Origin of the sequence: Pseudomonas sp. NFPP25, assembly GCF_900116505.1 — a bacterium.
GTDB classification, from domain to species: Bacteria; Pseudomonadota; Gammaproteobacteria; order Pseudomonadales; family Pseudomonadaceae; genus Aquipseudomonas; species Aquipseudomonas protegens.
Genome location: NZ_FPBG01000003.1, coordinates 124,058 through 137,718 on the forward strand (window position 1 = coordinate 124,058; position 13,661 = coordinate 137,718).

10 protein-coding genes are annotated in these 13,661 nt (G+C 64.5%); 7 read left to right on the forward strand and 3 right to left on the reverse strand.

The features are described from left to right. Positions 1–12 precede the first annotated feature (12 nt). Positions 13–861: a carboxylating nicotinate-nucleotide diphosphorylase gene (nadC, locus tag BM382_RS12590; protein ID WP_015634124.1), complete on the reverse strand. Its 849-nt coding sequence runs from the start codon at positions 859–861 to the stop codon at positions 13–15. 363 nt (positions 862–1,224) lie between these two features. On the opposite strand from nadC, the gene BM382_RS12595 reads away from it, so the two are divergent. From BM382_RS12595 to BM382_RS12615, 5 genes are all read left to right on the forward strand, one after another. Next, positions 1,225–3,453, forward strand: coding sequence for a DUF1631 domain-containing protein (locus tag BM382_RS12595; protein WP_011059209.1), 2,229 nt, complete (start codon positions 1,225–1,227; stop codon positions 3,451–3,453). A 63-nt stretch (positions 3,454–3,516) separates the two neighbouring features. Beyond that, entirely contained in the window at positions 3,517–4,077 is a 561-nt protein-coding gene (gene ampD, locus BM382_RS12600) for a 1,6-anhydro-N-acetylmuramyl-L-alanine amidase AmpD (RefSeq protein WP_011059210.1), read from the forward strand. Further along, positions 4,074–4,910, forward strand: coding sequence for a regulatory signaling modulator protein AmpE (ampE, locus tag BM382_RS12605; RefSeq protein WP_072442993.1), 837 nt, complete (start codon positions 4,074–4,076; stop codon positions 4,908–4,910). Before ampD ends, ampE begins: the two co-directional genes overlap by 4 nt. Positions 4,911–5,171: 261 nt before the next feature. Next, a complete protein-coding gene (locus BM382_RS12610; protein WP_011059212.1) occupies positions 5,172–7,202 on the forward strand; it encodes a methyl-accepting chemotaxis protein in 2,031 nt (676 codons plus the stop codon). 196 nt (positions 7,203–7,398) lie between these two features. Continuing rightward, complete coding sequence (locus BM382_RS12615) at positions 7,399–7,770, forward strand: hypothetical protein (RefSeq protein ID WP_019095647.1); 372 nt, start codon at positions 7,399–7,401, stop codon at positions 7,768–7,770. Here the strand turns inward: BM382_RS12615 and BM382_RS12620 are convergent. Together BM382_RS12620 and cra are read right to left on the reverse strand one after the other, a co-directional pair. Then, on the reverse strand, positions 7,756–8,547 hold the full coding sequence (locus BM382_RS12620) for a TatD family hydrolase (RefSeq protein ID WP_011059213.1): 792 nt from the start codon (positions 8,545–8,547) through the stop codon (positions 7,756–7,758). The two genes, BM382_RS12615 and BM382_RS12620, sit on opposite strands and share 15 nt — an antisense overlap. A gap of 3 nt (positions 8,548–8,550) precedes the next feature. Then, entirely contained in the window at positions 8,551–9,546 is a 996-nt protein-coding gene (cra, locus tag BM382_RS12625; RefSeq protein WP_011059214.1) for a catabolite repressor/activator, read from the reverse strand. A gap of 301 nt (positions 9,547–9,847) precedes the next feature. Between cra and ptsP the strand changes: the two genes are divergently transcribed. After that, positions 9,848–12,709 (forward strand): phosphoenolpyruvate--protein phosphotransferase, encoded by a 2,862-nt coding sequence (gene ptsP / locus BM382_RS12630; protein ID WP_072442995.1) that lies wholly within the window; start codon positions 9,848–9,850, stop codon positions 12,707–12,709. Then, positions 12,709–13,650, forward strand: a complete 942-nt coding sequence (gene pfkB / locus BM382_RS12635) for a 1-phosphofructokinase (RefSeq protein WP_011059216.1) — start codon at positions 12,709–12,711, stop codon at positions 13,648–13,650. The genes ptsP and pfkB overlap by 1 nt, the downstream gene beginning before the upstream one ends. The last annotated feature ends 11 nt before the right edge of the window (positions 13,651–13,661 follow it).

Here is a 13,661-nt window from a genome sequence, read left to right on the forward strand (position 1 = left end):
GTTTTTCATGGCTCAGAGGCTCAAGCGCATGGACAGGTCCAGCGCTTTCACGTCCTTGGTCATGGCACCGATGGAAATGTAATCCACCCCGGTCTCGGCGATCGGGCGCAAGGTGCTTTCGTTGATCCCGCCACTGGCTTCCAGCTTGGCCTTGCCGGCGTTCAGGCGCACGGCCTCGCGCATGTCGTCCAGGCTCAGTTCGTCGAGCATGATGATGTCGGCCCCGGCGGCCAGGGCCTCCTTCAGTTCCTCCAGGCTTTCCACTTCCACTTCCACCGGCTTGCCCGGGGCGATCCTGTGGGCGGCGCTGATGGCCTGGGCGATACCGCCGCAGGCAGCGATATGGTTTTCCTTGATCAGGAAGGCGTCATACAGGCCGATGCGGTGGTTGTGGCAACCGCCGCAGGTGACCGCGTACTTCTGTGCCAGGCGCAGCCCCGGCAGGGTCTTGCGGGTATCCAGCAGCTTGACCTGGGTATCGGCGACAAAGTCCGCCAGGTACCGCGCGCGGGTGGCCACGCCGGACAGCAGTTGCAGAAAGTTCAGGGCACTGCGCTCGCCGGTGAGCAGCGAGCGGGCTGGGCCTTCGAGGTGGAAAAGCACCTGGTTGGGCACCACCCGCTCACCGTCGGCCACTTGCCAGTGCACAGCGACCCGCGGGTCCAGCTGGCGAAAGACCGCATCGACCCAGGCGGTGCCGGCGACTACTGCGGCTTCGCGGGTAATGATGGTGGCCTTGGCCAGACGTTCGGCCGGGATCAGTTGCGCGGTGATGTCGCCGCTGCCGATGTCTTCCAGCAACGCACGGCGCACGTTGGCTTCGATTTCGGCGGTCAGGTCGGCGAGGCGTAGATTCGGCATAACGGGCTCCACAAACAAAGTGCGCCGATTATAGGGCCAGGGGATCAGCGAACCCAAGGTGGCAAATGCCTGCAAGGCATTGGCGAACCTGTCCTGGATGGCTTTGTCTGATGAATAGGAGTGACTTTTCTTGAGTCGCTAGGGGTTATTTCGGAGGAGGCCACAGAGTCTGCTGGCGCAAGAGGGGACTTTTACAAGATAATATGACTTGTAATTGACGTCATAGCTTTGACGTGTCTTTGGCTTCCCCCTAAATGAAGTGCAGTGGAGTGCATGCGCCCCCGCTGAGAGCTGGCTGTGAGCGTCGTCGGCTTGACTGAATCTTGATCTCGAACCGAAGAAACACCTTTCCAGGAGGCTTGGATGCACAACGACGGGAATGTAGTGCCTTTGCACAAGGCCGCTACAGATCAGGCGACCGCTTCGCCGCTTGCCCGCCTGCCTGTGATTCTGCTTCAGGTCCGAGACAAGGCCGCCCAGCAATTGCGCCACGGCTTGCAGGAACTGTTCGATAACGCTGATGACACCCTGTTCGAAATGGCCGATCGGGCCCGCAACAACGTCGAGCAAAACACCCTCTTCGAAGCCATGCGCGACCTGCGGCTGAAGCGCAAGAGCATCGAGCGCGGTTTCTTGGAGGCGTTCTTCCAGGCTTTTGCCTGCCTGGTGCAGTATGACCCGGCCCTGGCCATTCCCCATGCCGTGGTCTACGACCCATCACTGGATCCGTCCCACGATGACCTGGAAAAGACCGTCGCGGTGGATGCCATGGTGGCCAAGGTGCTCAACCGTGATGGCTTCGCCCTGGGGCAGTTGACGGAGCGCCTGAGTGTGCTGCTGGGACGGCGCCTGGTGGATGGGGACAACCCCCTGGGGCCGGCGCTGCTCTGCGAGTATTTCCTCCAGGCCGGGCGCAGCCTGGGGGTGGAAATCAAGGTCAAGCTGATCATCCTCAAGTTGTTCGAGCGTTATGTGCTCAGCGATGCCGAACAACTCTATGCCGAAGCCAACCAACTGTTGATCGCCACCGGGATCCTGCCGGAACTGATGCCTGCTCCGGCCCGCCGGGCGGCCGATCGAGCCCAGGCCGAGGCCCGTGCGGCAGCGACCGAGGGGGGCACGGCGAAATCCAGCCAGTCGCAGCTCGACGAGAGCGTGCAGGAAGTTTTCGCCGCCCTGCAGACCCTGCTGTTTCATGTGCGTGGCAGCGTGGCGCCGACCCTGGAGGCCAGCGCCGAAACCCAGCCGATTTCCACCCGCGACCTCATGCGCCTGCTGTCGCACCTGCAGCAATACGTGCCGGCGCCCAGCGCCCAGGACGATTTCGACCTGCGCAACCAGTTGGAACAATTGCTCACCCGGGTCAGCGTCAAGAGCGGCAAATCCCGGGTGGTGGATGTGGCCGATGAAGACGTGATCAACCTGATCGCCATGCTCTTCGAATGCATTCTCGATGACCGCAACCTGCCCGACTCGCTCAAGGCGCTGATTGGCCGCCTGCAGATTCCCATGCTCAAGGTGGCGGTGCTGGACAAGAGTTTCTTCAGCCGCGGCAATCACCCGGCCCGGCGCCTGCTCAATGAGATCGCCGCTGCAGCCATGGGCTGGGGCGGTTGCGATGACCACCAGCGTGACAGTCTGTACCTGCGGATCGAGCAAGTGGTGCAACGCCTGCTCAGCGAGTTCAGCGATGACCCGGCGATCTTCTCCGAGCTGCTGGCGGACTTCCTGGCCTTCACTGCCGACGAGCGGCGTCGCGCCGAGTTGCTGGAGCAGCGTACCCGTGACGCCGAGGAAGGGCGGGCCAGGGCCGAGCTGGCCCGGCGCCGGGTAGAGCAGGCCCTGAATGACGCCCTGCTGGGCAAGGTGTTGCCGCAGAAGGTGGTGGATTTTGTCCGCGAAGCCTGGAGCCAGGTGATGCTGCTCAGTTGCCTCAAGCACGGCGACGACTCGCCAGAGTGGCAAACTGCGGAGCAGACCCTGCTGGAGCTGATCTGGAGCGTGCAGCGCCATGAACAGCCGGATACTGCCATGCGCTTGCTGGCGCTGGTGCCGGGGTTGCTCAAGGGCCTGCGCGAGGGTTTGAGCGCGGCGGCTTTCGATCCTTTCGCTACCAGCGAGTTCTTCAGCCAGCTGGAGCTCCTGCATTTGCAGGCATTCGAGCGCGAGGCTCAGGCCCCGCAACTGCAGGGTGCCGTCCTGGAAGCAGACCCTGCACACATGATCGTGGTGGCCGAAGAGATTGTCCTGCCCAGTGCTGAAGAGGGCCCGCTGGAAGTCGCGCCGCTGGCGTTGCCGGCCAACGACCCCAGCGTGCAATGGGTGGACCAACTGCGGCTTGGGGCCTGGGTCGAATTCCTGGAGGACGAGGACAACACCCTGCGCTGCAAACTGGCGGCGATTGTTCCCCATCCGGTGGCCAAATACGTGTTCGTCAACCGCACCGGCATGAAGGTGCTGGAGCGTACGCGCATGGGCCTGGCCCTGGAGTTCCAGCGCGGCGCAGTGCGCGCCCTGGATGACACCCTGCTGTTCGACCGCGCCCTGGAATCGGTGATCGGCAACCTGCAGCGACTCAATCACGGCAAGTGATCGCAACCCGAGGGGATAACGCGGCATACTGGGCCACCCAAGGCTTTAGTTGAAGGAATCGGTATGCGGCTGGACCCTGCCACGGGGTGGTGTCATGGCGTACGGCATTGCCCGTCACCCAATTTCAATGAACGTCCGGCGGGCGAGATTTCCCTGCTGGTGATTCACAACATCAGCCTGCCGCCGGGGCAGTTCGGCACCGGCAAGGTGCAGGAATTCTTCCAGAATCGCCTTGATGTCACAGAGCATCCCTATTTTGCCGGGATCGCCGATCTGCGTGTTTCTGCGCATTTTCTGATCGAGCGTGACGGCGCCGTCACCCAATTCGTTTCCTGCCTGGATCGGGCCTGGCATGCCGGTGTCTCGAGTTTCCAGGGGCGTGAGACGTGCAACGACTTTTCCCTGGGCATCGAACTGGAAGGCACCGATGATCAGCCTTTCAGCGATGCTCAATATCACTCGTTGATCAGCCTGAGCAGGCAACTGCGGCGGGCCTTCAGCGACATCACGCCACAAAGGATCTGCGGGCATAGCGACATCGCGCCCGGGCGCAAGACCGACCCGGGCCCGGGATTCGACTGGGCACGCTTTCGTGCCGCCTTGGAGAAGGGGGAAGGACAATGAGTTTTCTGGTGTTGCTGTTGGCGGTGTGGATCGAGAAGTTCTCGGCCCTGCGCCAGCGGGTACAGCGTGATGGCTGGTGGCTGGGGGAACTGGCGCGTCTGGAGTCGAGCCCGCGTATGGCCGGGCATCCGTGGTGGCTGCTGATCGTCATGGTGTTGCTGCCGGTGGCGCTGCTCGGGCTGTTGCTGCTGGTGCTGGAGCCCATCGCCTATGGCTTGCTGGCGCTGCCGGTGCACCTGCTGGTGGTGATCTACGCCCTGGGTCGCGGCGACCTGCTGGGTGAGCTGGGCCCGTTCCGTGACGCCTGGCGGCGTGAGGATCTGCAAGCGGCAGCCCATGTCGCAGAACGTGACCTGGGCATCTGTGCCGAAAATGGCGAACAACTGCTGGAGCGAGTGCAGGGCCACCTGCTGTGGCAGGCCTTCCAGAGTTTCTTCGCGGTGATCTTCTGGTACTTCCTGCTGGGGCCGGTAGCGGCCCTGAGCTATCGCCTGTTGGCTCTCGCCGCCGAACATGGCAAGAACCCCGTCCTGGTCGAACGCGCGGGGCAGTTGCGACACGCCTTCGACTGGTTGCCGGTGCGCCTGCTGGCGGCGAGTTTTGCCCTGGTGGGCAACTTTGTCGCAGTCGGCCGGGTGATGCTCCACGAGTTGCTCAACTGGCATATCGGTGCCGCGCAGTTGGTGGAAAAGGTCGGCCTGGTGGCCGCGGAAATCCCGCCGCCGGAAGTCGGGCCCGAAGGTATCAACAGCCTGGATCGTATCTGGGAGCTGTTGTTGCGGGCGGCGGTGCTCTGGTACGCCGGCTTTGCCCTGTGGACCGTCCTGGCCTGAGGTGAGCAAGGGCTGGCCCCAACCGCCCACCGAGGGTTTTCTGGCGCAGCGCATCGCAGAGAGTGCGACGGCTGCGCCGTCGATCGGCAGCAAGCTCCCTCGCCACAGCCCGCGAGCGTCCCCTGGATGCCGCGCTGGCGGTTAACTTTAAGTTACAAAACCTCCCACGAAATTGAGCTATACAGACGGAGCGCCGAATAGTGGCTATCTGCTGCCTTCGCCTGCCTGCCAATAACAATAAAAGAAAAGGGAGACTTCTTTGTGAAGAGCTTGCTCTATCCCGCTGTCGCGCTGATGAACCGCTTGAGCTTCGGCATGAAGTTCAGCCTGATCAGCGTGCTGTTCTTTCTACCCATGCTGGTGACCAACTTCTATCTGGTGCGCGACTCTTACCGCGAATTCCAGGGCACCCGGGTCGAACTGCAAAGCCTCGACCTGCTGGGCAGCAGCCTGGCCCTGCGCCGAGACCTGGAAACCCTCAATAACCTGGTGCAGATCAACGCCAGCCTCGGTCAGTCCGGCAAGGCAGGGGACCTGGAAGGCAAGATCGTGGCCCTGGAGAAATCCGTACTGGAACGCCTGCAGGCCTTGCAGGCGGTGACCACGGACCCACAGCAGGTGGAGGTCTTCAACGCCAAGCGCGATGAGCTGATTGCCGCCTTCAAGACCCAGCAAGTGGAAAGCTCGCTGCTGAACAAAAGCGGCCTGATCGGCAAGTTGCTGGGCAGCGCGCAGTTGTTCAGCCAGATCATCGCCAGCCAGTCGGGCCTGAGCCGCGATGGCCAGGGTGACATTCGCCAGCTCAGCGAGCTGATCACCAGCGTCACCCCGCAGGTTACCCAGCTCCTCGGTGAAGGCCGGGCCATGGGCGCCTACTCCCTGGGCCAGGGGTTCCTCAATTCCTCGTCCAGCACGCGTTTCGACGAATTGCTGGTGCAAATCGAAAAGCTCCAGGCCGAATACGGGCTCAAGTTGCAGGATGCCCTGGGTTCCAGCCGCGCTGCCCACGATGCTCTCGACACGCTGGCCACGACCAGCAAGGGCAGCCTCAAGCAGGCCAGCGAGCTGTTCGAGGAGCAGGTGGTGATGGCCGATACCCTGGATGCGCCCTGGCAGGCCTTCTACGACCAGGTCAGCGGGCTGATGGCGCAGACCTACCAGCTCAATGAAGGCACCTTGAAATTCCTGGATGTCGAGTTGCAAAAGCGCCTGGAGCAGAACCGTCGCCACATGGTGCTGCTGGTGGCGGCCCTGGCCCTGGTGTTTCTCTCCATCGTCTACCTGTACGGCGGTTTCTACGCTTCCACCCGCACCACTCTGCGGCGCCTGGGCGCGATGATGGACAAGGTAGCGGCGGGGGACATGACCGTCAGCTTCACCGCCCACAGCCGCGACGAACTGGGGGAACTGGGCAGTGTGTTCAACGGCACCGTGCTGAAAATCCACGACCTGATCGAGCGGGTTGGCCACACCGTCAGTGAGGTGGAGCGCCAGGCCGGGCAAGTGCAGAGTGTATCGGCCCAGAGCAATCAGGCCGTGGCTGGCCAGCGCACCCAGATCGAGCAAGTGGCCACGGCGATGAACCAGATGTCCGCCACCTCCCAGGAAGTGGCTCGCAGCGCCGCGGCGGCGGTCAGCAGCGCCCACAGCGTGAATGACGAAACCATCAGCGGCCGCGGGCTGGTGGAATCCCAGCAGGGCAGCATCGCCCGGCTGGCCAGCGAGATCGACCAGTCGGTGCTGGTGATCAACCAGCTGGCCAGCGACAGCCAGTCCATCAGCCGGGTCCTGGAGGTGATCAAGAGCATCGCCGAGCAGACCAACCTGCTGGCCCTCAACGCGGCCATCGAGGCGGCGCGCGCCGGTGAGCAGGGCCGGGGCTTTGCGGTGGTCGCCGATGAAGTGCGGACCCTGGCCAAACGCACCCAGCAGTCCACCGAGGAGATCGAGGACATGATCGGCAAGCTCCACGGTGGCGTCAGCGCGGCGGTCAAGGCCATGGGCAGCAGCCACGCCATGGCCAACGGTACGGTGGACCAGTCGGAAAAGGTCCAGCAGGCGCTGGAAAATATCCTTGGGGCGGTAGGCATGATCGTCGATCAGAACCAGCAAATCGCCGCGGCCGTGGAGCAGCAGACCGCGGTGGCCCACGACATCGACCAGAACATCGTCGAGATCAATCGTGCCGGTGAGCGCACTGCCGAGGGCGCGCACCAGACCGAAGATGCCAGCCGGCAGTTGTCGGCCCAGGTGGTGCAACTGAAGCAATTGATCGGCGCTTTCCGCGTCTGAGCAACGTGCACCGGCTCTCGGCGAGGCCCCGGAAACCAGGGGCTTCGCTGCTTTGCATACAATCGGTAGTAAATGAATGCTTTGTTTGTCGCGTGTTTCCTGTTTTCCTGCGCGTCTGATTTTTCAGCCCCGGTGATCCCGCAGGCTGTTCGACCAGTTGGCCATGTGCCTTGCATGGCCCTGAGGAAATACGTTGATGACTGCCACTTCTGGAATCCAGGGCCGTTGCGCCCATTGCCAGACCCTCCTTGAACTCGAACCCTGGCAACTCAATGCCATGGCGTTGCAGGAAGCCTTCAACTGCAACCATTGCCACAAACCGCTGAAGCTCAGTTGCCCCGAACAGATCAAGCGCCTCAGGTCCCTGGGTTCGCTGGCCACCCTGCGCGCGACCATGATCGTGCTGTGTGCCACGGTGATATTGGTGACACTGGTGCTGGAGTGGGTCGGGCTGGTAAGCCTGGCTCAGCAACTGAGCGTTTCGGCATTGATGCTGGTGAGCTACCTGTTGGTGATGATGGCTGCCCGCCGGCGCCAGCGCCGACCGTTGCAGCTACAGGCCGGCTGAAGGCCAGCCGAACAGCTCGCAGGCGTTGCGGGTGCTGGCGCTGGCCAGTTGCTCGGGCGTGATGCCGATGATCTGCGCCAGGGCGGCGCAGATGGCCGGCAGGTGCTGCGGGCTGTTGCGCTGGCCGGGAAACATGGCAGGCGCCATGTCCGGCGAGTCGGTTTCCAGCACCAGGGCGTGCAGCGGCAGCTCGGCGATCACCTTGCGCAGGCGCAGGGCCTGGGGCCAGGTCGCGGCGCCCCCCAGACCCAGCTTGAACCCCAGCTTGAGGTATTCCCGGGCTTCCTCGCGGCTGCCGGCGAAGGCGTGGATAATGCCGCCACGCTTGAGCTTGAAGCGCTTCAGGCTGGCGATCACCGCCGCGTGGCTGCGCCGGACATGAAGCAGGGCGGGCAACTGGAAATCTGCCGCCAGCTGCAATTGCGCTTCGAAGAGTGCCTGTTGGCGCTCGCGATCCAGGTGCGCAAGAAAGTAGTCCAGGCCGATCTCGCCCACCGCGCACACTTGCGGGTGCCCTGCCAGCCGGGTCAGCCAGTCACCCAGTTGCTGGAGATGTTCCGGGCGGTGATCGTCCAGGTACACCGGGTGCAGGCCAAAGGCCGCGTACAGCTGCGAGTCGCTTTGCACCAGATCCCAGAGCCGCTGCCAATTGGCCTGATAGACCCCCAGCACCACCATTCGCGAGACGCCCAGGGCGCGGCTGTCTGCCAGCAGCGCCCCGCGATCGGCATCGAAATCCGCGAAATCCAGGTGGGTGTGGCTGTCGATCAGCTCCACGGTTCAGCCCTGTTGGATGCGCTGTTTGAAGGTCCGCGCGATGGCCTGCACGCCGGGCTGGTAATGCGCCTCTTCAATGGCAGCCAGGGCCAGTTGCAGGGCTTTTTCGGCGATCAGTTGATGCTGCTGGGCCATGGCATTGACCGGCAGCGGCAGGAAATCCAGCAACTGGGTATCGCCAAAGGTGCCCAGGCGCAGCGGCCGGGATTTCAGCGGGAAGTCGTGCAAGGCATCGAATACCCCTTGCAGCAGGACATAGGAGGTGGTCACCAAGGCGTCTGGCAGATGGCCCAGGCGCTGCAGCAATTCCTCCATCAGCTGGCGGCCGCAATCACGACTGAAGGCTTCGCCGTGCTCGATCAGCACCTCGCCGCCGAAACCCTCGAGGGCCTGGCGGAAACCGGCGGCGCGCTCCTGGCTGATGCTCAGTTCCGGGCGCGCACCGATCAGCACGATCTGCTTGGGCTCAGGCTCAAGCAGGCTCTGGGTCAGGTGCAGGCTGGCTTGCAGGTCATCGCTGATCACCGAGCAGAACAGCTCGGGCGGCATCACCCGGTCGATGGCGATGATCGGCAGGCCCTGGGCCTGCAACTGCTGGTAGCTGTCGTCTTCCGGCGGCAGGCAGCTGGCGACGAACAGCGCGTCGCAACGCCGGGCGCGGAACAGCTGGAGCAATTGCCGCTCGCTGTCCGGAGCGTCGTCGGAACTGGCGATCAGCAGCTGATACCCTCGGGCCCGGGCGCCTTGCTCCAGCAGCTTGGCGATGCGTGCGTAGCTGGGGTTCTCCAGGTCCGGGAGAATGAAACCCAAGGTACGGGTGTGCCGGCTGCGCAAGCCGGCCGCCTGGGGGTTGGGCGTAAAGCCGTGTTCTTCCACCACCGCCCGCACCCGTTCCACGGTGGCGTTGCTGATGCGTTGTTGTTCGGCCTTGCCGTTGATGACGTAACTGGCGGTGGTCACAGACACACCGGCCAGGCGAGCGATATCACTGAGTTTCAACCCGGGATTTCCTTGTTTTTGGTGCTTGCCCCGATATTTTCGCCAATCCTACCTGATCTGGGCAGGCGACCAACGTCGGAACCGGCAATCGACCAGAAGGACTTCAAGCGCTCGAGATTATGGAGTAACGTACCAAACTTGCTAGATTAAACGTTTCAGCAAGCGTATTTTCTAGGCCCAAGCCCGAACGGAAAACGCCCCTGCCAGGCACCGAGTCCCGTTTGTGGCAGTAAAGACGCCTACGCTGCTTACTTAAAACAATACCTAGCGCCGCCCCCTGCCGCGCTAAATAGGAGAAGCCATGCTCGAGCTCACTGTAGAGCAGATATCCATGGGCCAGTCGGCTGTGGATAAGTCCGCGGCGCTGCACTTGCTGGCCGACAAACTGGTGGCGGACGGCCTGGTGGCCGAGGGTTACCTGGCTGGCCTCCAGGCCCGCGAAACCCAGGGCTCGACCTTTCTTGGCCAAGGCATCGCCATTCCCCACGGCACCCCGGAAACCCGCGACCAGGTCTTTGCCACCGGCGTGCGCCTGCTGCAGTTTCCCGACGGCGTGGATTGGGGCGACGGGCAGATCGTCTACCTGGCCATCGGCATCGCGGCCAAATCCGACGAGCACTTGCGACTCCTGCAACTCCTGACCCGCGCCCTGGGTGAAACCGACCTGGGTCAGGCCCTGCGTCGCGCCAGCTCCCCCCAGGCCCTGCTCAAGCTGTTGCAGGGCGCACCCCAGGAACTGGCGCTGGACGCACAGATGATCGGCCTCGGTGTGGCGGCGGAAGATTTCGAAGAGCTGGTCTGGCGCGGCGCTCGCCTGCTGCGCCAGGCCGAGTGCGTGAGCAACGGCTTTGCCGCGGTGCTGCAACAGGTGGAGGCGCTGCCCCTGGGTGACGGCCTGTGGTGGCTGCACAGCGAGCAGACCGTGCTGCGCCCGGGGCTGGCGTTCGTCACCCCGGACAAGCCCATCCGCTACCTGGGCCAGCCCCTCAGTGGCCTGTTCTGCCTGGCCAGCCTGGGGGAAGCCCACCAGGCCCTGCTGGAGCGCCTGTGTGCGCTGCTGATCGAAGGCCGTGGCCAGGAATTGGGCCGCGCCACCAGCAGCCGCGCGGTGCTGGAAGTGCTCGGCGGTGAGTTGCCGGCGGACTGGCCCAGCGCCCGTATCGCCCTGGCCAACGCCCACGGCCTGCATGCGCGCCCGGCCAAGGTGCTGGCGCAACTGGCAAAAAACTTTGAAGGCGAGATCCGCATCCGCATCGTCGATGGCAAGGATTCTGCGGTCTCGGTCAAAAGCCTGAGCAAGCTGCTGAGCCTCGGGGCCCGGCGTGGCCAGGTACTGGAACTGATCGCTGAACCCAGCATTGCCGCCGATGCCTTGCCCGCGTTACTGGCAGCCATCGAAGAGGGCCTGGGCGAAGAGGTCGAGCCATTGCCGGCTGTCAGCACGCCTCGGCAAGAGCCACAAGAGGTCGTCGAGCCGCTCAGCGCCCCGGCCTCCGGCAGCCTGATCCAGGCCATCGCCGCTGCGCCCGGCATCGCCATCGGCCCGGCCCATATCCAGGTCCAGCAAAGTATCGATTACCCACTGCGGGGCGAGTCCACCGCCATCGAGCGCCAGCGCTTGCAGCAGGCCCTGGCCGAGGTCCGCGAGGACATCCAGAGGCTGATCCAGCGCAGCCAGGCCAAGGCCATCCGCGAAATCTTCATCACCCACCAGGAAATGCTCGACGACCCCGAACTGAGCGATGAAGTGGACACCCGCCTCAAGCAGGGCGAAAGCGCCGAAGCGGCGTGGATGACCGTGATCGAAAGCGCCGCCAAACAGCAGGAAGCCCTGCAGGATGCCCTGCTCGCCGAGCGCGCCGCCGACCTGCGGGACATCGGCCGCCGGGTGCTGGCGCAACTGTGCGGCATTGAAACCCCGGCCGAGCCGGACCAGCCCTACATCCTGGTGATGGACGAAGTCGGCCCTTCGGACGTCGCGCGCCTCGATCCGACCCGGGTCGCCGGCATTCTCACCGCCCGCGGCGGCGCCACCGCCCACAGCGCCATCGTCGCCCGGGCCCTGGGGATTCCGGCCCTGGTGGGCGCGGGGGCCAGCGTGCTGCTGATCAAGTCCGGTACGCCCTTGTTGCTGGACGGCCAACGCGGGCGCCTGCATGTCGACGCCGATAGCCACACCCTGCAGCGGGCCGCCGAGGAGCGCGACAACCGCGAGCAACGGCTCAAGGCGGCCGCCGAACAACGCCATCAACTGGCCCATACCGCCGATGGTCACGCGGTCGAGGTGTTCGCCAATATCGGTGAAAGCGCCGGTGTCGCCGCCGCCGTGGAAAACGGCGCCGAGGGCATCGGCCTGCTGCGCACCGAACTGATCTTCATGGCCCATCCCCAGGCCCCGGACGAAGCCACCCAGGAAGCCGAATACCGCCGTGTACTCGACGGCCTCGCCGGGCGTCCGCTGGTGGTGCGCACCCTGGATGTGGGCGGCGACAAACCGCTGCCTTACTGGCCCATCGCCAAAGAAGAAAACCCCTTCCTCGGCGTGCGCGGCATCCGCCTGACCCTGCAGCGGCCACTGATCATGGAAGCGCAATTGCGCGCCTTGCTGCGCTCGGCGGACAACCGCCCGCTGCGGATCATGTTCCCCATGGTCGGCAGCGTCGAAGAGTGGCGCCAGGCCCGGGACATGACCGAGCGCCTGCGCCGGGAAATCCCTGTCGCCGACCTGCAACTGGGGATCATGATCGAAGTGCCGTCCGCCGCCCTGCTGGCGCCGGTGCTGGCCAAGGAAGTGGACTTCTTCAGCATCGGCACCAACGACCTGACCCAATACACCCTGGCCATCGATCGTGGCCACCCGACCCTTTCCGCCCAGGCCGACGGCCTGCACCCGGCGGTGCTGCAACTGATCGACATCACCGTGCGTGCCGCCCACGCCCACGGCAAGTGGGTCGGGGTCTGCGGCGAGCTGGCGGCCGACCCGCTGGCGGTGCCGGTGCTGGTGGGCCTGGGGGTGGATGAACTCAGCGTCTCCGGACGCAGCATCGCCGAGGTCAAGGCGCGGATCCGCGAACTGCGCCTGGCCCAGGCACAAACCCTTGCTCAACAGGCCCTGGCCGTCGGCAGCGCCAACGAAGTGCGCGCCCTAGTGGAGGCCATGTAATGGCGAAGATTCTTACCCTGACCCTCAACCCGGCGCTGGACCTGACGGTGCAGCTGGCGCGCCTGGACACAGGGCAGGTCAACCGCAGCGACGCCATGTACACCCACGCCGCCGGCAAGGGCGTGAATGTGGCCCAGGTGCTGGCTGACCTCGGCCATCAACTGACCGTCAGCGGCTTTCTCGGGGAAAACAATCCACAGGCGTTTGACGCGTTGTTTGCCCAGCGCGGGTTTGTCGACGCCTTTATCCGTGTGCCCGGGGACACCCGCAGCAACATCAAGCTGGCCGAAAGCGACGGGCGCATTACCGACATCAACGGCCCTGGGCCCGAGGTTAGCGAAGCTGCGCAACAGGCCCTGCTTGAACGCCTGGAACAGATCGCTCCCGGGCATGACGCGGTGGTGGTGGCCGGCAGCCTGCCGCGTGGGGTCAGCCCCGAATGGTTCCAGGCCCTGCTGCTGCGTTTGAAAAACCTCGGTCTTAAAGTCGCCCTCGACACCAGCGGCGCCGCCTTGCGCGCCGGCCTGGCGGCAGGCCCCTGGCTGGTCAAGCCCAACACCGAAGAGCTGGCGGACGCCCTGGGCAGCCCGGTGGTTTCAGTGGCCGGGCAGGCCGAGGCTGCGCGCCAGTTGCACGCCCAGGGCGTCGAGCATGTGGTGATTTCCCACGGCGCCGAGGGGGTCAACTGGTTCAGTGCTGCACCGTCCTTGCAGGCCTTGCCGCCCAAGGTCCGCGTGGTCAGCACCGTAGGCGCCGGCGACTCGCTGCTGGCGGGCATGCTCCACGGCCTGCTCAGCGCCCAGCCGTTTGAACAGACCCTGCGCACCGCAACGGCGATTGCCGCCATGGCCGTGACCCAGATCGGTTTCGGCATCAGCGACAGGGTGCAACTGGCCCGGCTGGAGCAGGGGGTGCGCGTGCATCCCCTCCTAGAACAATAAGAGGGTTGCCC